Annotated in this window: 22 protein-coding genes; 12 read left to right on the forward strand and 10 right to left on the reverse strand. The window is 66.2% G+C overall.

Annotated elements, in window-relative coordinates:
- Positions 1 to 34: 34 nt before the first annotated feature.
- The 4 genes from RMCB_RS23625 to dapD form a co-directional block, all read right to left on the reverse strand.
- On the reverse strand, positions 35 to 538 hold the full coding sequence (locus tag RMCB_RS23625; RefSeq protein WP_062830707.1) for a hypothetical protein: 504 nt from the start codon (positions 536 to 538) through the stop codon (positions 35 to 37).
- A 25-nt stretch (positions 539 to 563) separates the two neighbouring features.
- Complete coding sequence (locus RMCB_RS23630) at positions 564 to 893, reverse strand: type VII secretion target (protein ID WP_062830708.1); 330 nt, start codon at positions 891 to 893, stop codon at positions 564 to 566.
- A gap of 29 nt (positions 894 to 922) precedes the next feature.
- On the reverse strand, positions 923 to 1,924 hold the full coding sequence (locus RMCB_RS23635; RefSeq protein WP_062830709.1) for an EspA/EspE family type VII secretion system effector: 1,002 nt from the start codon (positions 1,922 to 1,924) through the stop codon (positions 923 to 925).
- Positions 1,925 to 2,111: 187 nt separating this feature from the next.
- On the reverse strand, positions 2,112 to 3,056 hold the full coding sequence (gene dapD, locus RMCB_RS23640; protein ID WP_062830710.1) for a 2,3,4,5-tetrahydropyridine-2,6-dicarboxylate N-succinyltransferase: 945 nt from the start codon (positions 3,054 to 3,056) through the stop codon (positions 2,112 to 2,114).
- 34 nt (positions 3,057 to 3,090) lie between these two features.
- Here dapD and dapE point away from each other — a divergent pair, with 34 nt between their 5' ends.
- Entirely contained in the window at positions 3,091 to 4,158 is a 1,068-nt protein-coding gene (dapE, locus tag RMCB_RS23645) for a succinyl-diaminopimelate desuccinylase (protein ID WP_062830711.1), read from the forward strand.
- On the opposite strand, the gene RMCB_RS23650 is transcribed toward dapE, so the two are convergent.
- Both RMCB_RS23650 and RMCB_RS23655 read right to left on the reverse strand, forming a co-directional pair.
- Positions 4,143 to 5,294 carry a DmpA family aminopeptidase gene (locus RMCB_RS23650; RefSeq protein WP_062830712.1) on the reverse strand — a complete coding sequence of 384 codons (1,152 nt, stop codon included), beginning with the start codon at positions 5,292 to 5,294 and terminating at the stop codon, positions 4,143 to 4,145. The two genes, dapE and RMCB_RS23650, sit on opposite strands and share 16 nt — an antisense overlap.
- The gene (locus RMCB_RS23655) at positions 5,291 to 5,974 is read right to left on the reverse strand and encodes a TetR/AcrR family transcriptional regulator (protein ID WP_029366551.1); all 684 of its coding nucleotides are present in this window, start codon (positions 5,972 to 5,974) and stop codon (positions 5,291 to 5,293) included. Before RMCB_RS23655 ends, RMCB_RS23650 begins: the two co-directional genes overlap by 4 nt.
- A 102-nt stretch (positions 5,975 to 6,076) precedes the next feature.
- On the opposite strand from RMCB_RS23655, the gene RMCB_RS23660 reads away from it, so the two are divergent.
- From RMCB_RS23660 to RMCB_RS23670, 3 genes are all read left to right on the forward strand, one after another.
- Positions 6,077 to 7,519, forward strand: coding sequence for an APC family permease (locus RMCB_RS23660; protein WP_062830713.1), 1,443 nt, complete (start codon positions 6,077 to 6,079; stop codon positions 7,517 to 7,519).
- 66 nt (positions 7,520 to 7,585) lie between these two features.
- On the forward strand, positions 7,586 to 7,951 hold the full coding sequence (locus RMCB_RS23665) for an Hsp15 family ribosome-associated heat shock protein (RefSeq protein ID WP_029366554.1): 366 nt from the start codon (positions 7,586 to 7,588) through the stop codon (positions 7,949 to 7,951).
- Positions 7,952 to 8,114: 163 nt separating this feature from the next.
- Positions 8,115 to 9,725 carry an ABC-F family ATP-binding cassette domain-containing protein gene (locus RMCB_RS23670; RefSeq protein WP_062830714.1) on the forward strand — a complete coding sequence of 537 codons (1,611 nt, stop codon included), beginning with the start codon at positions 8,115 to 8,117 and terminating at the stop codon, positions 9,723 to 9,725.
- A gap of 3 nt (positions 9,726 to 9,728) precedes the next feature.
- On the opposite strand, the gene RMCB_RS23675 is transcribed toward RMCB_RS23670, so the two are convergent.
- Positions 9,729 to 10,565 (reverse strand): type VII secretion target, encoded by an 837-nt coding sequence (locus RMCB_RS23675; RefSeq protein WP_062830715.1) that lies wholly within the window; start codon positions 10,563 to 10,565, stop codon positions 9,729 to 9,731.
- Positions 10,566 to 10,601: 36 nt separating this feature from the next.
- A complete protein-coding gene (locus RMCB_RS23680; protein WP_062830716.1) occupies positions 10,602 to 12,698 on the reverse strand; it encodes an ATP-binding protein in 2,097 nt (698 codons plus the stop codon).
- A gap of 75 nt (positions 12,699 to 12,773) precedes the next feature.
- On the opposite strand from RMCB_RS23680, the gene RMCB_RS23685 reads away from it, so the two are divergent.
- The 7 genes from RMCB_RS23685 (at position 12,774) to RMCB_RS23715 (ending at position 18,404) form a co-directional block, all read left to right on the forward strand.
- Positions 12,774 to 13,334, forward strand: coding sequence for a cytokinin riboside 5'-monophosphate phosphoribohydrolase (locus RMCB_RS23685; RefSeq protein WP_029366559.1), 561 nt, complete (start codon positions 12,774 to 12,776; stop codon positions 13,332 to 13,334).
- Between the two features lie 101 nt (positions 13,335 to 13,435).
- Positions 13,436 to 15,214 carry a long-chain-acyl-CoA synthetase FadD6 gene (fadD6, locus tag RMCB_RS23690; protein WP_062830717.1) on the forward strand — a complete coding sequence of 593 codons (1,779 nt, stop codon included), beginning with the start codon at positions 13,436 to 13,438 and terminating at the stop codon, positions 15,212 to 15,214.
- A gap of 104 nt (positions 15,215 to 15,318) precedes the next feature.
- The gene (gene folP, locus RMCB_RS23695) at positions 15,319 to 16,143 is read left to right on the forward strand and encodes a dihydropteroate synthase (RefSeq protein ID WP_029366562.1); all 825 of its coding nucleotides are present in this window, start codon (positions 15,319 to 15,321) and stop codon (positions 16,141 to 16,143) included.
- Positions 16,140 to 17,090, forward strand: a complete 951-nt coding sequence (locus tag RMCB_RS23700; RefSeq protein WP_029366564.1) for a glucosyl-3-phosphoglycerate synthase — start codon at positions 16,140 to 16,142, stop codon at positions 17,088 to 17,090. Before folP ends, RMCB_RS23700 begins: the two co-directional genes overlap by 4 nt.
- A 41-nt stretch (positions 17,091 to 17,131) precedes the next feature.
- Entirely contained in the window at positions 17,132 to 17,500 is a 369-nt protein-coding gene (locus RMCB_RS23705; RefSeq protein ID WP_029366566.1) for a DivIVA domain-containing protein, read from the forward strand.
- Entirely contained in the window at positions 17,497 to 18,066 is a 570-nt protein-coding gene (locus RMCB_RS23710; RefSeq protein WP_062830718.1) for a DNA-3-methyladenine glycosylase I, read from the forward strand. The genes RMCB_RS23705 and RMCB_RS23710 overlap by 4 nt, the downstream gene beginning before the upstream one ends.
- Before the next feature lie 170 nt (positions 18,067 to 18,236).
- Positions 18,237 to 18,404: a DUF3117 domain-containing protein gene (locus RMCB_RS23715; RefSeq protein WP_003406247.1), complete on the forward strand. Its 168-nt coding sequence runs from the start codon at positions 18,237 to 18,239 to the stop codon at positions 18,402 to 18,404.
- Positions 18,405 to 18,453: 49 nt separating this feature from the next.
- Here the strand turns inward: RMCB_RS23715 and glgA are convergent, their stop codons facing one another.
- Positions 18,454 to 19,617, reverse strand: coding sequence for a glycogen synthase (gene glgA, locus RMCB_RS23720; protein ID WP_109784389.1), 1,164 nt, complete (start codon positions 19,615 to 19,617; stop codon positions 18,454 to 18,456).
- A gap of 157 nt (positions 19,618 to 19,774) precedes the next feature.
- On the opposite strand from glgA, the gene glgC reads away from it, so the two are divergent.
- Positions 19,775 to 20,989 (forward strand): glucose-1-phosphate adenylyltransferase, encoded by a 1,215-nt coding sequence (glgC, locus tag RMCB_RS23725; RefSeq protein WP_029366571.1) that lies wholly within the window; start codon positions 19,775 to 19,777, stop codon positions 20,987 to 20,989.
- A gap of 6 nt (positions 20,990 to 20,995) precedes the next feature.
- Here the strand turns inward: glgC and RMCB_RS23730 are convergent, their stop codons facing one another.
- Positions 20,996 to 21,673, reverse strand: a complete 678-nt coding sequence (locus RMCB_RS23730) for a methyltransferase family protein (protein ID WP_062830741.1) — start codon at positions 21,671 to 21,673, stop codon at positions 20,996 to 20,998.
- Positions 21,674 to 21,684: the final 11 nt, after the last annotated feature.

Below are 21,684 nucleotides of genomic sequence, written 5' to 3' on the forward strand. Positions count from 1 at the left end.
GGCGGTAAGGACTCCTCGTCATACCGGGGTCGTTCTATTCGGTGCCGGAATAGTAGTCGGCAAGCATCCGCGCCTTCTCGCTGATCACGGTCTCAGGGGTTGGCAGCCCGATGGTGTGTTCCAGGAAACTGCGCGTACTCGCGGGATCTTGTCCGAGTTCTCGCATCCAAGTCGCAAGGAGATAGTGCTGCGCCGCCTCGGCCTGCCTACTCGTGAGAGCGCAGGTTGTGACGACCTCGTCCGCGAGTTCTGCCTCGGTCAGACTCGTTACCTGCGTCGACAAAGCCACCTGAATCACTCTGCCGTCCATGAGGCCAGTAGCCGTGACAGCGCCACTTGGACTGACCGCAGTCACCAGTAGCGTTTCGACCATATCGTCGCTGTCACCGGCTGCCGACTCTGGATTGTCGTCCGCGACATCTATCCAATCGCCTTCAAAATTGTCGTCAATCGAACTAGAACCGGGAATTTCGTCGTATTCGAATGGATCGTCATCGTCATCCCAGGAGTCTGTTGAGTGCGACCAATCGTCAGTCACGTCCGTCGTCCCGTCAGTCGCGGCATCACGCTTGACACGCCGTGCCAGCCTCCCCGATTGTCCTGCCTTCCCGGTAGTCGACGTTGTTGTAATTGGTGGCGGCCCGTCCCAGCTTCTCGTGAAACTCTGCCGCGACTTTGGCCAACGTCTCTCCGGCGATCTGTCGGGGTTCACCGTTCGACAATGCCTGGATCGTGGCTGCACAGACCAACCCATGGGAGCTTTCAATCTTGGTCGCGACGTCCGCAGCTTTGCGATTCGCCCCCGCGATGAGGTCGCCCGCCGTCTGATGTTTAGCTCCGAGTTCGTCCAGGAATTCGGTCAAGACAGCCAAGTTCAGTTCCAAATTCGACATAGGTCGTCCTTAGAGCTCTCGAGTGGACATCACTTGGGGAGGCCCGCGGGTGGATGGCTCGGTGGGGTGATATGTGGCAACGGTAGATCTGCAGGCAGGTCATAGATTGGCGGCGCTTCGGATTCAACAGGTAGCGGGGTTGCCGGCGGCCCGTAAATCGGCGGTCGCTTGCGCGGCTCGTATGGCGATTCAGCTTTGGCGTGGGAGGGCAGGTCTGCCTGATCCTGCAGAGGATCTACGAACGGGCCGCACCCACCGGCCTTTCCCGATGTGTCGCTCTTGGCTTCTTCGTAGCCAACGGAAACTCTCCGAATATCCGCCGCATTCTGCAACGAGTTGCTGAGCATGATCCCCATTTGGGTTGACGTGGTACCGAGGGCCGCGGTGGCTGCCGCCGTATCGGCGGCAATCAATTTTGCGATATTCACCCCGGGAATGAGAAGTAGGGCCCGAGTTGCGAGACCGTAGTCGGACAAAGCTTGTGACGTCGAATCCAAAACTTCACGAGTCTGCCGAACCTGGTCCGCTTCTGTTTTCAATACGCGGCCGATTTCTCGATCTGCAGCCGAGACTGCAGAAACGTGCTTCCGATGCGCAACCGTGACGGTGTTGTACGCCTTAGCTGCTGCCCCATCCCACGTTTTGTCGTCGTCTTCTAACTCCGCACCGAGGAGTGTCTCCAGTGCCTTTTGGAGGTAGATCGCTGACTCCCAATATTCGCTGCCTTCTTCGAGGCGGCCCGACCCTGTCAGCTTCTTTTCGCTTTCGATCACTAGTTGAGCTGCGGCTATGATCGGTGAATCTGCCAATTTGCCAAGTTCGCCCAGGAATTTGAGCGGAGTCGGGACGATGTCGATACCGAGGCCGGCAAGTCCGCCTACTACGTCCTTGGCGTCCCCGATCACCTTGCGGCCGTCGGTGGCGACGCCGTGCATGTCCAGCTCTAGGACATCCTTGACCAGGCTCGGCACGTCGCCGATACCGCTTCTGATGCCATTGCCGATGTCGAACAGATCTTTGAGAATGCCCAACGCAACAACCCCCTCGCGTCACAGTCTAGCCGTGGTTGCACAGGAAACGATCAGCAGTTTCGCAGCTGATTCCAGGGTTTGCTAGGGCGGTGTCAGTGCGTCAAGGACGGCGAATCGCCAAACCTGAACTTGTGTGTCATGTTTCCGCGAGTTTTGGCACACAAGCTCAGGTTCGGCGATGGAGAAACTAGTTGGCGTGCAGTGCCTCATTGAGCGTGATGCCGGTGCCGTCGCGCTTGACGACCTCGACCGCGCCCGACAGTGAGTTACGCCGGAACAGCAGGTTGCTCGCGCCGGAGAGCTCCTTGGCCTTGACGGTCTGACCGTCGGCGGCAGTGACCTTCGTGCCACCCGTGACATAGAGACCGGCCTCGATGACGCAGTCGTCGCCCAGGGAGATGCCCAGTCCGGCGTTGGCGCCCAGCAGGCAACGCTTGCCGACCGAGATGACCTCTTTGCCGCCGCCGGAGAGGGTGCCCATGATGGACGCGCCGCCGCCGACGTCGGAACCGTCGCCGACCACCACGCCGGCCGAGATACGGCCTTCGACCATCGAGGTGCCCAGCGTGCCCGCGTTGAAGTTCACGAAGCCCTCGTGCATGACCGTGGTGCCTTCGGCCAGGTGCGCACCGAGGCGGACGCGGTCGGCGTCGGCGATGCGCACGCCCTTGGGCAGCACGTAGTCGACCATGCGCGGGAACTTGTCCACGCCGTAGACCGCTACCGCGCCACGACGACGCAACCGGGCCCGCACGCTTTCGAAGCCTTCGACCGCGCACGGCCCGAAGTTCGTCCACACCACGTTGGCCAGCAGGCCGAAGATGCCGTCGAGGTTGGCCTCGTGCGGTTTGGTGAGCCGGTGGGAGAGCAGGTGCAGCCGCAGCCACACGTCGTGGGTGTCGACGGGCTTGTCGCCCAGGTCGGCGATGGTCGTGCGCACCGCCACCACCTCGACGCCGCGATCGGCATCCGGACCGGTGAGTCCTGTGAAATCGGCGGGGACATCGTCGCCGGTCAGCCGCACCGTGCCGGACTCGCCGGAGCCGGCCAGTTCGGGAGCAGGAAACCAGGTGTCCAGGACGGTTCCGTCGGCGGCAATGGTGGCCAGGCCGACGCCAGATGCGGCAGTCACGGAGCTACAGGGTACTGGACTAGCCTCGACGTTCATGGGGCTAGACCTGCGTGCCGATCCGATCACATTGACCGCGGCGCTGGTGGACATCCCCAGCGAGTCCCGTCACGAGCAGCGCATCGCCGACGAGATCGAGGCTGCGCTGCGCGCGCAGGCTCCGTCCTTCGAGGTCATTCGCAACGGTGACGCCGTATTGGCCCGTACCCACCTGGGTCTGCCGTCTCGGGTGATGCTGGCCGGCCACATCGACACCGTGCCCGCCGCGGACAACGTGCCCAGCCGCGTCGTCGACGGCGACATGTATGGCTGCGGCACCTCCGACATGAAGTCGGGCGACGCGGTATTCCTGCACCTCGCGGCCACCATCGCCGAACCTGCGCACGACATCACGCTGGTCATGTACGACTGCGAGGAGATCGAGTCGAGCGCCAATGGCCTCGGACGCATCGAGCGCGAGCTGCCCGAATGGCTCGCCGCGGACGTCGCGATCCTCGGCGAACCGTCGGGCGGCTACATCGAAGCCGGCTGCCAGGGCACCATCCGTGTCGTGGTCAGCGCCACCGGGACGCGCGCGCACTCTGCGCGATCCTGGTTGGGGGACAACGCCATTCACAAGCTCGGCGCCGTGCTGGACCGGTTGAGCACCTATCAGGCCCGCAGCGTGGACATCGACGGCTGCGTGTACCGCGAAGGCCTCTCGGCGGTCCGCATCAACGGCGGGGTCGCAGGCAACGTGATCCCGGATGCCGCGTCGGTGACCGTCAACTTCCGGTTCGCCCCCGATCGCAGCGTGGAACAGGCCCTGGCACATGTGCATGAGGTGTTCGACGGGCTCGACGTGTCGATCGAGCTCACAGACGCGGCCGCGGGCGCACTGCCCGGCCTGACCAAGCCCGCCGCCGCGGCGCTGGTGGCTGCCGCCGGGGGAGCGGTGCGGGCCAAGTACGGCTGGACCGACGTGGCCCGCTTCGCGGCGCTGGGCATTCCCGCGGTCAACTACGGGCCGGGCGATCCGAACCTGGCCCACAAAGTCGATGAGCGAGTCGAGATCGCGCAGATCACCGCGGTCACCGACATGTTGCGGGCCTATCTGACCAGTTGAACGCTCTTGAGTAGGGATCGGACCTGGTCGTGTGGCAGCGCCGGTGATCGGTGGGAGTCGCGTCCGATCATTGTCTCGTTGGCTACGAGTGCATTGAGCACCGCTTCCTCGACGGCGTAGACAGTGGCCGCGTAGAAGGGGTCGATGCGGTTCCACGGTAGGTGCCGGGCGGTGTAGATCTCGTCGCTGGACGGTGCGCCGCTGGGGAACCCGGTGCGCGACGGGCCGTTGTCGGCGGTCGAAAGCGCGAGGAAGAGATCGCCACTGAACAGGCTCCCCGTTGTTCCGGTGCGCGCAAGGCCGAGCGGGACCCGGCGGGTCAAACCCTTGCACTGCCCGGGGCTCAGAGGGGCATCGGTGGCCACGACGACGATGACCGATCCGGCGCCTGCTGGGGCGCGCAGGTCCTGCTCAAGCCAGTCCGTGTCCTCCATCGGGTTCTCCACCGCCACAAGCTGCCCGACCGACGCGCCGCTGATCGTCAGCTCGTCGCGCGACCCGAAGTTGGCCTGTACGAACACTCCGACGGTGAAAGTGGTGTCCCCGAACGCGACAAGTCGCGATGAGGTGCCGTTACCACCTTTGAAGCCATAGCAATTCATGCCCGTACCGCCGCCCACGGAACCCTCTTCGATGGCCCCGCCGTGGGCAGAGTCGAGTGCCTGTCGCACCACCGCCGGGGTGACGTGACCGCCGTTGATGTCGTTGAGATAGCCGTCCCAGGTCTCGGCGCACACCGGAAGCAACCACTGGCGGGCCAGTAGAGGATGCACGGCGTTGATCCATTCGATGACGCCGGTATGGCATGCGCCGATGGCGTGGGTATTGGAAATGGTGATGGGCAGCGACAACTCCCCGACCTCGTCGATCCAGGCCGACCCGGTCATCTCTCCATTGCCGTTGAGGCTGAAATACCCTGCTGCACAGGGTTTACCGACGTCATCGCGACCGCGCGGCAGAATGGCCGTGACGCCGGTGCGCACGGGCCCCTGGCCCACCGTCAACGCGCCCTCGCCACGGATGAGCGTGGCGTATCCGACTTCGAGTCCGGTGACATCGGTGATGGCGTTGTGCGGACCGGGAGTTCCGCGCAGATCGATGCCGAGGTCGCGGGCGCGGATGCTGTTCGTGGTCACTTGCGGTTCCTTCTGATCGGTTTGCCAGTTGGCGGTTTGCCGGCGCCGGCCGGTGGTTCGGGGGGCTGGGTACACGCTGGGATGTCCGGACACCCGGTAGCCATGACGGCGAAGGCGTGAATCAGCGCCGCAGCGCGCTGCGGGGGCAGTGTGCGATTGTCGGTGACGATGTGCAGGCCGTAGGCATCTTCGAGAGCCACGAGATTCTGAGCGATATCCAGCGGATTGCCCCGCAGCGCGAAATGCCCTTGAGCTTGGCCGGTTTCGAGGATACCGAGATAGAGCGCCACCTGCTTGTCATACAGTGAGGTAATCAGCGCCGAGTGCGTCTTGCGGAAGGCCAGGTAGGAGTCCAGGCGATAAAGGGCGGTCACCAGGGCATCGTCCGAGGACCACGGTATGCCTGAGCCAGTCATGGCTGACAGCTTCAGTCGGGCGTCGGAAAGTTCGGTGACCGCCAGCATGCGGTCGTGGTAGAACCGCTCGCTGGCGCGTTGGTAGACCTCGGTGAGCAGGCCGGCGAAGTCGGTGAAGTAGTAGTGAATCGTCCCCGGTGAGACGCCGGCGATCTCGGCGATATCGCGGATCCGCAACCCGTCCAGGCCGCGATCACGCATCGCCACCAATGTTGCGGCGATGATCGCGTCCCGAGCTGCGTCCTGGTTCTTGCGGCGGGCCATGGATATCCAACTCTCTGTTAAGAACCTATTAACTCAAATCCTGTCCTTGACAATAGGGTATGTGGTTTTCTTTGATTGGGAATCAAAGAAAGAAGGTTCGCGATGACCGAACAAGATCCAGCCCCGTTCGCGGTCGGAGTGCCCGGGCCGACGCCCGCGGGACGTGTCGCCTACCAGCAGGAACTGCACCGCGCACTGTCGATGAAAGAGAACATCCTCATCACGCTGTCGGCGGTCACGCCGGCTTCCAGCGTGTTCATCATCGTGCCGACGATCCTGCTCGGCGTGGGTGGGGCGTCGGTGTTGACGATGCTCGTCGGTGGCTTCGCGGCCGTCTTCGTCGCACTGTGCTACGCCGAACTTGCCGCCACGTACCCGATTACCGGCGGCGAATACACCTGGGCAGCAAGACTTTTGGGAAAACCCGTCGGTTTCGCGATCTTCATGCTGACCCTCGTCAGCGCCGTGTTGATCATCGCGGTGATCGCGCTGGGAACCGGTGAATACCTGGGCGTCGCCTGGGAAGGGCTCGGCGGCAAGTGGATCGGCGTCGCCGTGATCGTGGTGACGACGTTCGTGGCATTGCTCAACATCCGCACCAACGCCTGGGTTACCGGGATCTTTCTGGCCGTGGAGATCGCCGCGGTCGCGGTCGTAGCGGTCCTCGGTTTCGTGCATGTCGAGCGCGGACCGGCCGAGTTCCTGCACGCGCAGGTCGCCACTGGAGGTGTGCTGGCCAATGTGGGAGTCGGCGCGGTCGTCGCCCTGGTGCCGGTGGCGCTGTTCGCCTACAACGGCTACGGCGCGGCCATCTACTACGTCGAGGAAACCAAGAACGCCGCCAAGAACATCGGACGCGTGATCATCGTATGTCTGTTCGTCACTGTCGCTGTCGAGATCATTCCGCTGGCCGCGGTGGTCCTCGGTGCGCCGTCGATGACCGAGTTGCTCAGCAGCGACGCACCGATGAACTACTTCCTGGTCGCCCGCGGCGGCGCGACGCTCAACGTCGTGGTCAGCATCGGCATCGCGATCGCCATCATCAACGCCGTCATCGCGATCATCTTGCAAGTCGCGCGCCAGTTGTTCGCCTCGGCGCGGGACCGGTCCTGGCCCGACCCGATCGATCGGGTACTGAGCGCTGTTCATCCCAAGCTGCACACGCCGGTCGCGGCGACCTTGGTGGTCGGCGCGTGCGCGGTCCTCGCCGCGAGCTTCGTCCCTCTCGACTGGCTCATCACCGCGACGGGTGCCGGCGTGGTGGCGATCTACCTTGCGGTGGCGCTGGCGGCGCTCCGACTGCGCCGCCCCGGCGCACGGACCAGTGCGGGCTACCGGATGCCGCTGTGGCCGTTGCCGCCGATCGTGGTGATCGCGATGATGGCCTATGTCACCTACCAGTTGGCGGTCTCGGCGCTCAGTCAGCTGATCGTCGCGGCAGCGACCATCGTCATCGGGGCGGTGTACTACTACGCATTCATCCACCCTCGTCGCGGCGAACGCTGGCAGCTGGCCGACCCGATCATCGAAGTGGACGACCTGTAGCAACAGGCCGGGCGAGTCCGAACCTCGCCCAGCAGTGCGACGAGCTGAGCGGGCTACCGTAAGGGCGTGAGCAGCGTTCGCGTCGACAGCTGGATCTGGGCCGTGCGAATCACCAAAACCCGGTCCATGGCAGCCGCTGCGTGTCGCGCCGGCCACGTCCGCGTCAACAATGTGACCGCCAAACCGGCGCAGCTCGTCGGGCCCGGTGATGAGGTCCGGGTCCGCCTCGACGGGCGCGAGCGCATCGTGGAGGTCCTGCGTCCGATCGCCAAACGGGTCGGCGCCGCGATCGTGCCGGAATGCCTCATCGACCGCACTCCGCCGCCTCCGCCCAAGGAGATCGTGGCGGCAGTGCCGGTGCGCGATCGGGGAGCCGGCAGGCCCACCAAACGGGAACGGCGGCAACTGGATCGGCTGCGCGGCCACTCCTGAACCCGTTAATCGGTTGCGCTCGTCGGTATTGTGGGTAACGCATCTGCTGTCGACCGAGGTGGGTTGAATCATGCTGGGAGACGACGACATCTCCGGGTGACCGGTGAGAGTCGATTCGTTCCTGTCCATTCTGCGCTGTGCGTAGCCCTTTTGGAGTTCCCGCATGTCTATTGTCTTTTCCCACGTGTCATTCGCATGGCCCGACGACACTGAGCTGTTCTCGGATCTGTCGTTCACCGTCGGCCCCGGTCGCACGGGACTCGTCGCGCCCAACGGCGCCGGTAAGAGCACGCTGCTCAAACTGATCGCCGGTGAGTACGTGCCGTCGGCGGGGTCGGTGACCGTCGACGGCACGGTCGGCTATCTGCCCCAGACGTTGCCATTCGTCGCCGATCTGACGGTGGCACAGGTGCTGGGCATCGCGCCGGTGCTCGACGCGCTGACCGCGTTGGCCGCCGGCGACGCCAGTGAGGCGGTGTTCGCAACGATCGGCGACGAGTGGGATATCGAGGAGCGTTCCCGAGGCCAGCTCGATCGGCTCGGCCTGGGCGGGGTGGCGTTGGACCGCCCGCTCGGTACGTTGTCGGGCGGGGAAGTGGTGACGCTGGGCCTGGCCGCCGAACTGTTGAAGCGCCCCGACGTGCTGTTACTCGATGAGCCCACCAACAATCTGGATCACGCTGCGCGGCAACGTCTTTACGCTGCGCTCGATGAGTTCGGTGGCACCCTGTTGCTGGTCAGTCACGACCGCGTGCTGCTGGATCGCATGGACCAGATCGCCGAGTTGTACCGCGGCGACATCGTGTTCTACGGCGGAAATTTCACCGCCTACCAGGAGGCGGTCCAGGCCGGTCAACAGGTAGCCGAGAGCAACATTCGGAGTGCCGAGCAGCAACTCAAGCGCGAGAAGCGTCAGATGCAGCAGGCCCGGGAACGCTCGGCGCGGCGTGCCGGCAACGCGGCCCGCAACGTCAAGGACGCCGGACTGCCGAAAATCGTTGCGGGCAAGCTCAAACGCGATGCACAGGAATCCGCCGCACGCTCCGACGAGGTACACGGCCGCCGAGTGGACGACGCGAAAGCGCGATTGGACGACGCCGAACGCGCGCTGCGGGACGACAAGGCGATCGTCCTCGACCTCCCCGACACCGAGGTTCCCGCGGGCCGGACGCTGTTCGCGGCCCAGGCCCTGCAGGTCGAACGTGATGGTCGAAAACTGTTCTCCGGCAATGGTATCGACCTTTCCATCCGTGGGCCGGAACGCATCGCGCTGACGGGACCCAACGGTGCGGGCAAGTCGACGCTGCTGCGGATCGTCGATGGGACGCTGCCGCCGGACGCGGGAACGGTGCAGCGGGCCGATGGCAGGATCGCCTATCTGTCGCAGCGGCTCGACCTGCTCGACCCCGAACGGACAGTGGCCGAGAGCCTGGTTGCCGCGGCGCCCAGCCTGTCACACACCCGCAGGATGCATCTGTTGGCGCAGTTCCTGTTTCGTGGCGACCGGATCGACCTACCCGTCGGCGTGCTCTCGGGCGGCGAACGGCTGAGGGCGACGCTGGCCTGCGTACTGTACGCCGAGCCGACACCGCAGTTGCTGTTGCTCGACGAGCCCACCAACAACCTCGATCTCGTCAGCGTCGGACAGCTCGAATCAGCACTGAACGCCTACCGCGGCGCGTTCGTGGTGGTCAGCCACGACGAACGCTTCCTCGCCGCAATCGGGATCGACCGCTGGTTGCGCCTCGACGACGGCGAGTTGAGTGTCGGCTGACGGTCACATGGCGCGGGTCGGCGCGGTAGGGCCGGCCGGCTTGGGCGCGACGCCGGCGTCGGGAGCGCGGTTACCGACCTGGTGGCTCCCGGCGCCCGTCTGCTTGCCGGGTTGGTGGCGTTGGCCGTCGCGCTCCTTGGCGTCCCTGGCCTCTTTGCTCTCCTTGCCGTCTTTGGCGTCGACGGGCGCCTTCTCGCCGTCTTTGGGGCCGTCGGCGCCTTCGGCCTTGGCCTTCTCGAGGGTCTCGGCGCCGGTCTGTGCGGCACCGCTACCGCCCTGCGTCGCAGCCTGCACGATGCCCTGAACGCCTTGCATGACCTGCTGGGGAATCTGGCTGAGACCCTGTGTCATGCCCTGGATCGGCTGGGTGATGGACTGCGCCATCTGTCCCATCATCTGACCCATTTGTCCGAGCATCTGGCCGGCCGCCTGCCCGCCGCTGTCCTGTCCGGCGGGGGCACCCGTGCCGCCGGGGCTGCTGGCGCCGCCGGGCGTCGAGGCCCCGGTGGGCGAGCCGCCTTGTCCGCCTGAGCCTTCCAGCTCGGCAGCGCGCGCCCTGAGGCTCTCGGCGGCCGCGGTGTCGCCGCGCTCGTAGGCCTGGGCGGCCTGCCGGAGCAGGCTGCCGAGTTCCCCGGAAGCGGCCTGGGTGGCCGCCACCGCGGCACTGCGCGACGCCTGGGTGCCGTCGAATGCGCCTTGCATCGGGAATCCGATGGCGCCATGGCTGTCGGACACACTCCCGACCGCACCATTGAGCACATTGCTCGCCGACGAGCTGACATCATCGAGTTGTTGACCCAAGGCATTCACCGCACCGATGTCTGCATTGAACTGTGTCATCTCGGCCCCTCGGATAGTGCGTTGCAGCTACCGATTCTACGGTCGGTCCGGGCCTGCTCCCGGCGGCTGATCCGCGATGGCCTGACGTGCCGCGTCGTTGGCGGCCGCAGACATCCCCAGATCGTGATACCGCAGCGAAACCTCTTGCAGCCCACAGCTGTCACCTGCAGCCAGGGCGCGGGCGTGGTCCATGGTGATCCTGCTGAACACGCAGTCCAGGCCGATCCGGGCCAGGCTGTCCACGGCTCGCGTGTCGCCGAGGCGAACCCCGTCGTGCAAGGCCCGTAATGCCACAGCGGACTGACCGCCGCGCTCCGCCGTCTTTGCGGCGTCGCGCGCGGCGGCAATGGCGCCGACGGAGTCCTTGCGGGCATGGCATGTCCAGGCGCGGGCCAGTCCCAGTTCCGGGGCGAACAGCATGGATTTGAGTCCGTGCCGGGATTCCGCTCGGGACAACGCCTTTGCGGCTTCCATCGGCATCCCGTGCTGACCGAGCGCCTGCGCCAACAACATCCACGCCAAGGGCCCCCACGAATACCCGGTCGGCGCCAGAGCTGCTGTCGCGCGTCGTAGTAAGGACACGGCCTGCAGCGACCCGCGGACCAGCAACACATCTGCGATCAGCACTTCACCGATGGCCCGGCCCGGCTGCTGCAACTGCGCGAAATCGGTCAGCTCCTGCGCCATGGCCTGAGCCGCGTCCAGTTGACCGGTGAGCAGCAGCGCTGTGGTCTGCCCGAAACCACTGGTGAACCGCAGCAGCCCCGGATGCCCGGCGTCCAGCGCCCGTTGAGCCATGGGGTTGACGTCGTCGAACCGGCCCAGGCGTGCGCAGCTGAGCGCAGCCGCCGACGCGGCCCACCCGACAGCGGTGTCGTCGGCGGCATCGCTGCTCAGCACGTCTTCGGCAAGCGACAAAGCCCGTTGTGGCGCACCGGCGTTCATCGAGAACGTGGCCGATAGGGCATCGAGGGTGATCTGGGCCTGCGGTGTGCTCACCCGGCCGCGGGTGGCCCGCAGAAACGCGGTCGCCCGCTCCGGTTCGGAGAGCATCCAGAATTGGTTGGCCGCCCGCGGCAACGCCCACGCCATCAGTTGGTCGTCGTCGAGCTCGGCCGGGTCGACCGCTGAGAGCACCTCGTCGGCCTCACGTCCGCGTCCCTGCCAGGCCAGCGCGTAGGCCAGCGTCAAACGGGCCTCGAAGCCCGCGGCCAAAGCGGTCCGACCCAGGTGCTCGGCCAGGTTCAGATCACCCAGCCGCAGCGCGGTGGCCGCGGCGGCGGCGACTTCGAGTGGCGGCTGGGGCCGATCGCTGTCCACGGCCAGCACCGCCACCCGCAGCTGGTCCACCACACCGCATCCCGGCGTCGCCAGCATGCGATCGACCAACGCGGTGCGCAGCCGGCGCAGCGCGGGACCGCCGACCGAGGCGCGGACTGCGTCGCGGAAGAGCGGGTGTGCGCAGCCGACCATGGCGTTCTCGATCCGCACGGCGCCGCTCTCGCGGGCCCGCTCGATGGCGTCGGCACCGGTCAGCGGGATCAGGACCGCGAGCGGCAGCGGATCGTGCACGGCCAGGTACCGCAGGGTGCGCAAGGCGTCGCCGGGCAGGTCGGCGACGAACGATGCCACCTGTTCGGCGAGCCGCGCGTCGTCATGACCGGCAGGACACACTTCGATCCGGTTGACCAATCCGTCCCGCCACAGCGCGGTGACCTCGGCGGGTCCTTCGTCGTCGGCGGTGGCGATCACCTTCGCCGCGTCGCTGACGGCCAGTTGGTACACCAGGGCGGCCGACAACGGATCGAGCAGATGTGCGTCGTCGACCACCAGCAGCAGGTCGGAACCCAGCGACTCGCGCCCCGCCCGCAGCACCTCGGCGGTCTTGCCGACGACGGGCACGTCGATCAGATGGTCCACCGCCGCAAAGGGAATGCCTGCGGCCGACTCGGTGCCCGTCACCCAGGCCACCCGGCGATAGTCCGGACCGTGCTGTTCGGCCGCGCAGCGGGCCAGCGACGTCTTGCCGACCCCGTCGGGGCCGATCAGGACAGCACCGGCCCGGTCGCGCAGACCGGCCTGAAGGCCGTCAAGAGCGCGGTCGCGCGGGGCGATCACCCAGTCGACAGACACCTACGCGATCTTATGGGCGCGGCTATCCCACCGGCCGGAAATCGGGTGTTCATTCCGAACGCTTACGTTATGTACGTGTCCGGTGAAGTCGGCCGCCCGTGGGCGGTATGTGTGTATTGCGCGTCTGGTCCTACCCACCCAGAGTTGTTGGCGCTGGCCAGCCAGGTGGGATTGGCGATCGCCAAGCGCGGCTGGACGCTCGTGTCCGGCGGCGGGAACGTCTCGGCGATGGGTGCGGTGGCCCGCGCAGCCCGCTCGGGTGCGGGGCACACCGTCGGAGTGATCCCGAAGGCCCTCGTGCACCGCGAACTCGCCGACATCGACGCCGCCGAACTCATCGTCACCGACACCATGCGCGAACGTAAGAAGGAGATGGAGGACCGCTCCGACGCCTTCATCGCACTACCCGGCGGGATCGGCACGTTGGAGGAGTTCTTCGAGGCCTGGACCGCGGGCTACCTGGGGATGCACGACAAGCCGCTGGTATTGCTCGACCCGTTCGGGCACTACGACGGGCTGATGACCTGGCTGCACGGCCTGGTCGAAACGGGCTACGTGTCCCCGGGGGCGCTGGATCGGCTGATCGTGGTCGACGACGTCGACGCCGCACTGGCGGCCTGCTCTCCGCAGCCGTGACCGGGCGGTTCATCGGTAGGTAGAACCGGCGGTAACGCCGATCACCTGCGTGGTTAAGGTGAGGCCCACACCTACGGGCCAATGTGGAGGGGATTCACCGTATGACCGACCAGAAATCGGGGACTCGCAGCAGCGTCGGGCTGCTCGACATCGCCACTCAGGTTCCCGGCCTGCTGATGGATGCTCCGGTGATCGCGCGCGGGGTGCTCACCGGATTTCTGGCCCGGCCGACCGCGAAGACTTCGATCGGCAAGGTCTTTCAGGACCGCGCCGCGCAGCACGCCGACCGCGTGTTCATCAAGTTCGGTGACGAGCGCATCACCTACCGCGAGGCCAACGAGACCGTCAACCGCTACGCCGCGGTGCTGGCCGCACGCGGCGTCGGGCACGGCGACGTGGTCGGCGTGATGCTGCGGAACTCGCCCGACGCCGTACTGCTGATGCTGGCGATCGTCAAGTGCGGTGCGGTCACGGGGATGCTCAACTACCACCAGCGTGGCAAGGTGCTGGCCCACAGCATCGGCCTGCTGAGCGCGACAGCCGTTCTCGCCGAGCCCGACCTGATCGACCCCATCGTCGAAAGTGGCGCCGACACCACCGGATTGATGACCATCGAGGAGTTGCACCGGCTGGCCGCCACCGCACCCATCGGCAATCCGGCCAGCGCGTCGGCCGTGCTGGCCAAGGACAAGGCGTTCTACATCTTCACCTCTGGCACCACAGGCATGCCCAAGGCCAGCGTCATGACGCACTACCGCTGGCTGCGTGCCCTCGGCGGATTCGGCGGCCTGGGATTGCGCCTGCGCAACACCGACACCTTGTACTGCTGCCTGCCGCTGTACCACAACAACGCGCTGACCGTATCGCTCGGTTCGGTGTTGAACTCCGGCTCCGCGCTGGCACTGGGCAAGTCGTTCTCGGCGTCGCGGTTCTGGGACGAGGTGATCGGCTACGAGGCCACCGCATTCGTCTACATCGGCGAGATCTGCGGCTACCTGCTCAACCAGCCGCCCAAGCCGACCGACCGGGCACACAAGGTGCGGGTGATCGTCGGGAATGGTCTGCGTCCGGCCATCTGGGACGAGTTCACCCAGCGCTTCGGCATCCCGCGGGTGTGCGAGTTCTACGGCGCAAGTGAAGGCAACACGGCCTTCGTCAACGTGTTCAACGTGTCCAAGTCGACCGGCATCTGCCCGAGTCCGGTGGCGTTCGTCGAGTACGACCCTGACAGCGGAGAACCGACCCGAGGGTCAGACGGCAGGCTGCGCAAGGTCAAGTCGGGTGAACCCGGCCTGCTGTTGTCGAAAGTCAGCGACTTCCAGCCGTTCGACGGCTACACCGACAAATCCGCCACCGAGAAAAAGCTGATTCGCAACGCCTTCAAGGACGGCGACGTCTGGTTCAACACCGGCGACCTGATGCGCTCGCAAGGCTTCGGGCACGCCGCGTTCGCCGACCGGCTCGGCGACACCTTCCGGTGGAAGGGCGAGAACGTGGCCACCACCGAGGTGGAGGCCGCCGTCGCCAGTAACCCGCTGATCGAGGAGTGCACGGTGTTCGGCGTCGAGGTGCCGGGTGCCGGTGGCCGCGCCGGGATGGCCGCGGTGCAGCTCAAGGACGGCAAGGAGTTCGACGGCAAAGCGCTGGCCGACGCGTTCTACGGGCACTTGCCGAGCTACGCGGTGCCGCTGTTCATCCGCGTCGTCGACAGCCTGGCGCATACCTCGACGTTCAAGAGTCAGAAGGTGGAGCTGCGCAAGCAGGGCTACGGCGACGAGGTGACCGACTCGGTGTACGTGCTGGCCGGCCGCGACGAGGGATACGTCCCGTTCTACGCCGAGTACCCGGACGAAGTGGTGGCGGGCAAGCGACCGAAGTAGCCCCGAAATCGCACGACGTTAGCCTGGATGGCGTGTTGACGTCGTCACCGAGCCCCGGTCGGACCTTCTGCGGTCGCCCGGTGGCCGGTGACCGTGCGCTCATCATGGCGATTGTCAACCGCACCCCGGATTCGTTCTACGACCGCGGGGCCACCTTCACCGACGAGGCCGCCAAGTCCGCGGCCCACCGCATGATCGCCGAGGGCGCCGACGTGATCGATGTCGGAGGGGTCAAGGCGGGGCCCGGCAATGTGGTGGACGCCGACGAGGAGACCGCCCGGGTCGTGCCGTTCATCGAATGGTTGCGGGCCACCTACCCGGACCAGCTGATCAGTGTCGACACCTGGCGCTCGACCGTCGCCAAACAGGCTTGCGCGGCCGGTGCCGATCTGATCAACGACACCTGGGCCGGCGCCGATCCCGGACTGCCGGAGGTGGCCGCCGAGTTCGGGGCGGGACTGGTGTGCTCGCACACGGGTGGGGCGGTGCCGCGCACGCGGCCGTTTCGCGTGAACTACGGCATCACCGAACGCGGCGTCGTCGACGACGTGATCGCGGAGGTGACCGCGGCCGCCGAGAACGCAGTGGCCGCCGGGGTTCCCCGGGACCGGATTCTCATCGATCCGACCCACGATTTCGGCAAAAACACTTATCACGGTCTTAGTTTGTTGCGCCACGTAAAAGATCTTGTTAAGACCGGATGGCCGGTCCTGATGGCCCTGAGCAATAAGGATTTTGTCGGGGAGACTCTGGGTGTGGACGTCACTGAGCGCCTGGAGGGCACCTTGGCTGCGACGGCATTGGCCGCCGCGGACGGTGCTGCGATGTTCCGGGTGCACGAGTGCGGACCCACGCGGCGCGTGCTCGAGATGGTCGCGTCGATCCAGGGAGTGCGGGCACCCGCACGAACAGTGAGGGGACTGGCATGACCCTAATGCCCGAACTGGCCGTCAACGATGGCGTCGCCGGACACCGCTGGTTGGCCGACCGCAGCTGGAACCGTCCGGCCTGGACCATCGCCGAGTTGGAAGCGGCCAAGGCCGGCCGCACCGTCTCGGTGGTGCTGCCCGCCCTCAACGAGGAAGAAACTGTCGGCTCGGTGGTGGAGACCATCACGCCGCTGCTCGGCGGTCTGGTCGATGAACTGATCGTGCTCGATTCCGGCTCGACCGATGACACCGAGATCCGCGCGCTGGCGGCCGGTGCGCGGGTGATCAGCCGGGAGGTGGCATTGCCCGAGGTGGCGCCGCAACCCGGCAAGGGCGAGGTGCTGTGGCGCTCGCTGGCCGCGACCACCGGCGACATCATCGCCTTCGTCGATTCCGACCTGATCGACCCCGATCCCATGTTCGTGCCCAAGTTGCTGGGCCCGTTGCTCACCGTCGACGGTGTGCACCTGGTCAAGGGGTTCTACCGCCGCCCACTCAAGATCAGCGGCAGCGAGGACGCCAACGGCGGCGGACGGGTCACCGAGCTCGTCGCCCGCCCGCTGCTCGCGTCGCTGCGACCGGAGCTCACCTGTGTCCTCCAGCCGCTCGGCGGTGAATACGCAGGCACCCGGGAGCTGCTGACGGCCGTGCCGTTCGCGCCGGGTTACGGCGTGGAGATCGGCCTGCTCGTCGACACCTACGACCGGCTCGGCATGGACGCGATAGCGCAGGTGAACCTCGGTGTGCGCGTGCACCGCAACCGGCCGCTGACCGAATTGGCCTCGATGAGCCGCCAGGTGATCGCCACCTTGCTGTCCCGCTGCGGCATCGCCGACTCCGGCGTCGCGCTCACGCAGTTCTTCGCCGACGGCGACGGCTTCACCCCGCGGGCGTCATCGGTCTCACTCGCCGACCGGCCGCCCATGGTCACCCTGCGTCCGCGCTAGCCGCCGACCGCTTGTCGGACGGTTGAGGCAGTATCGACGGTGTGACATTGATACTGCTGTACCTGGTGGTGCTGGTCCTGGTGGCCACTGTGCTGTTCGGGGTGGGCAGCGTGATCTTCGGTCGGGGCGAAACGTTGCCGCCGTTGCCGCGGGGGACCACGGCCACGGTCCTGCCCGCCTCCGGCGTCACCAGCGCCGACGTGGATGCCCTCCGCTTCGCCCAGACGGTGCGCGGCTACAAGACCAGCGAGGTCGACTGGGTTCTGGATCGGCTGGGGCGGGAACTCGACGGGTTGCGCGGTGAGCTGGCCGCACTGCGCGCGACGTACGGCGTCCCAGACGATGCGGAGGGCGACGACGCCGAGGTGTCGGCCACGGCCGGGCAGATTCGCGCATCGGACGACACGTGACCGACGACGGTCGCATCCGCTGTGGCTGGGCGGTTGACAGTGCCGCGGGCTCGACCCTGTACCGCGACTACCACGACACCGAGTGGGGCCGGCCGCTGCGGGACTCGGTGGCATTGTTCGAACGGGTCAGCCTGGAGGCGTTCCAGAGCGGGCTCTCGTGGCTGACCATCCTGCGCAAGCGCGAGAACTTCCGGCGCGCCTTCGACGACTTCGACCCCGAGAAAGTCGCGGGGTACGGCGACGCCGACATCGAGCGGCTGATGGCCGACACCGGCATCGTGCGCAACCGCGCCAAGGTCCTGGCCACCATCGCCAATGCCAGGGCCGTCACCGAGCTCGATGTCGACCTGGCTGAGCTGCTGTGGTCGTTCGCGCCACCGCCGCGTCCGCGACCCGCTGACCTCTCGGAGGTACCCGCGGTAACCCCGGAGTCGACGGCGATGGCCAAGGAGCTCAAGCGGCGCGGCTTCAAATTCGTCGGGCCCACAACCGCCTATGCGTTGATGCAGGCCACCGGAATGGTGGACGACCACATCCGGTCCTGTTGGGTTCAGGCGTCCCGCTAGACGGCACGCCGCCCGACATCCGACGGGTCTTTGCACACCCATCGCCGCGGATAGGGAAGAATAGGGGTAGTTCAGTAGCAGTTCAGTGCCGGGTGCCGCCAACGAGTGGGCGGGGCCGGGCCCCGACCCGGCCCACTGACGTGGACGGGCTCATTTGGAGGGAGCACTCGATGGCGGCGATGAAGCCCCGGACCGGCGACGGTCCACTGGAAGCAACCAAAGAGGGGCGAGGCATCGTGATGCGAGTACCGCTCGAGGGTGGCGGGCGTCTGGTCGTCGAACTGACCCCGGACGAGGCAGCCGCTCTCGGCGACGAACTCAAGGGCGTCACCAGCTAGTGCATTCGGCGTGATCGATCGCCCACCGGCAAACGATCACGCCGAATCTCTATCCCGCCACTTTGCGGTAGATCTCCACCGTCTGCTCGGCGATATGGGCCCAGGAGAATTCCCGGATGCATCGTTCGCGTCCGGCCGCGCCGTACCTGTCGGCGCGATCAGGGTCGGCCACCAGTGAGTTGACGGCTTCGGCGAGCCCCGCCTCGAAGGCACCCGGTTCGGCTGCGTCGTAGTGCACGAGCAGTCCGGTCTCACCGTTGGCGACCACCTCGGGGATTCCGCCGACATCCGAGGCCACCACGGCCGTCGAGCATGCCATGGCTTCCAGATTCACGATGCCCAATGGCTCGTACACCGACGGGCAAACAAAAACCGTTGCGGCGGACAGTATTTCCCGGATCTTGTGACCGGGCAGCATTTCTTGCACCCAGAACACGCCGGTGCGGGCGCGAGCCAGCTCGGCCACCGCACCGGAGATCTCCGCGGCGATTTCAGGGGTGTCGGGGGCTCCGGCGCACAACACCAGCTGCACGTCGGGGCTGAAGGTGTGCGCCGCGGCGACCAGGTGCGCCACACCCTTCTGACGGGTGATGCGTCCCACGAACGCGACGATGGGGCGGGTCGGGTCGACGCCGAGGTCGGCGAGCACCGATTCGCCGTCGGTGGGCTTGGCGGGGAACCACACGTCGGTGTCGATCCCGTTGCGCACCACGTGCACTCGATCGGGATCCAGACCCGGATAGGTGCGCAGGACGTCGTCGCGCATCCCCGCGCTCACCGCGATGACGGCGTCGGCCGCCTCGACCGCGGTGCGTTCGACCCACGACGAGATGCGGTAGCCGCCGCCGAGCTGCTCGGCCTTCCACGGCCGCATCGGTTCCAGTGAGTGTGCTGTCAATACATGCGGAATGCCGTACAGCAGCGCGGTGAGATGCCCTGCCATCCCCGTGTACCACGTGTGCGAGTGCACCACCGTGGCCTGCGCTGCGCTGTTGACCATGTTCAGGTCAGCCGAGAGCGTCGAGAGCGCCGCGTTGGCGCCCGCCAGCGCGGGGTCGGGCTGCGCCACGATGGCCCCCTCGCGCGGCGCGCCCATACAGTGCACGTCGACCTCGCACAAATGACGTAGCTGGGCGACGAGCTCCGTGACATGAACTCCCGCACCGCCGTACACCTCGGGTGGATACTCCCGAGTCATCATGGCCACCCGCATAACTGGAACCGTAATGGGCGGCCCCGTCGTGGCGCAGGATTGTGGGCAACCTCGTGCCGAGAATGTTGATGGCCGCGATGCGAAAAGGGTTGTGGACACGGGCCACCAATCGTGTCAATGGCTGGCAGCACCGCGTGCCTGCGGATAGGTTTGCAGCATGAGGGAGCTGCCACACGTGCTGGGCATTGTTCTGGCCGGCGGAGAGGGCAAGCGGCTGTACCCGTTGACGGCGGACCGGGCCAAACCAGCGGTTCCGTTCGGCGGCGCATACCGATTGATCGACTTCGTGCTGTCGAATCTGGTCAACGCACGTTATCTGCGCATCTGCGTTCTCACGCAATACAAATCGCATTCTCTGGACCGCCACATCAGCCAGAACTGGAGGTTGTCCGGTCTGGCCGGCGAGTACATCACGCCGGTGCCCGCACAGCAGCGGCTCGGACCGCGCTGGTACACCGGATCGGCCGACGCGATCTATCAGTCGATGAACCTGATCTACGACGCGGATCCGGACTACATCATCATCTTCGGCGCCGACCACGTGTACCGCATGGATCCTGAGCAGATGCTTCAGTTCCACATCGAGAGCGGGGCGGGTGCGACGGTCGCAGGCATCCGCGTTCCGCGCGCTGAGGCCAGCGCGTTCGGATGCATCGACGCCGACGACACGGGCCGAATCCGCAACTTCATCGAAAAACCGGCGGACCCGCCCGGCACGCCCGACGATCCTGAGCAGACCTACGTTTCGATGGGCAACTACATCTTCACCACCAAGGTGCTGATCGACGCGATCCGGGCCGACGCCGACGAAGATGGCTCCGACCACGACATGGGTGGCGACATCATCCCGCGGCTGGTGGCCGACGGTATGGCCGCGGTCTACGACTTCAACAACAACGAGGTGCCCGGAGCCACCGAACGTGACCATGGCTACTGGCGCGACGTCGGCACCCTGGACGCGTTCTACGACGCGCACATGGATCTGGTCTCGGTGCACCCGGTGTTCAACCTGTACAACAAGCGCTGGCCCATCCGCGGCGAGTCCGAGAACCTGGCGCCGGCCAAGTTCGTCAACGGCGGCTCGGCGCAGGAGTCCGTGGTCGGCGCGGGCAGCATCGTTTCCGCGGCCTCCGTACGCAATTCGGTGCTGTCGTCCAACGTCGTGATCGACGACGGCGCGATCGTCGAGGGCAGCGTGCTGATGCCGGGCACCCGGGTCGGTCGCGGCGCCGTGGTGCGCAAGGCGATCCTGGACAAGAACGTCGTCGTCGGGCCGGGCGAGATGGTCGGGGTCGACCTGGAAAAGGACCGTGAGCGGTTCTCGGTCAGTGCCGGCGGGGTGGTCGCCGTCGGCAAGGGGATCTGGATCTGATCCGGCTCACCACACGTAAGGCACTAGGCGGTAGCGCACCTTCTCCGTGTAGGCGGCGTACCCGTCGAGTTCGGTGCGCAACATCTTCTCCTCGTCGGTGATCCGCACTGCCAACGCCGGCACGGTCACCACCACCGCCAGCAGACCCCAATAGGAGCCCAGCGCCAACGGTATTCCGATCATCAGGAGCACCGTGCCGACATACATCGGATGACGCACCACGCCATACAGACCGGTGCTCACCACCCGCTGTTCGGCCTCCACGCGGATGCTGGCACCGGCGAAGCTGTTCTGGAAGACGACGGCCTGCGCCAGCCCGAGCCCGGCCAGCACCAGCACATCGCCCAGGATCACCACGGGGACGGGCACGTACGACCAGCCCTCGCGGTGGTCGACCGCGCTGATGATCAGCACGGCGACCACGGATATCAGGCTGACGGTGATGACGATCTTCTGCACCGTCCTGGTTTCGGCTTTCGGTCCGCCACGCATCCGGCGTTGCAGCGCGGCGGGGTCTTTGACCGCCAGATAAAAACTGGGAACCAGGGTGGCGACCGCGAACACGGCGATGAAAACCCAGGCCCGCCAATAGTCGAGCGTGCCTGCCGACGCGAACAACGCGAAACCCAACAAAACCACACCGAATACGGCCGACACCGCGGTTTGCATGATGAGTTTGAGCATGACGTTCTCCC

It is taken from the genome of Mycolicibacterium brisbanense (assembly GCF_001570425.1).
Classification (GTDB): Bacteria; Actinomycetota; Actinomycetes; order Mycobacteriales; family Mycobacteriaceae; genus Mycobacterium; species Mycobacterium brisbanense.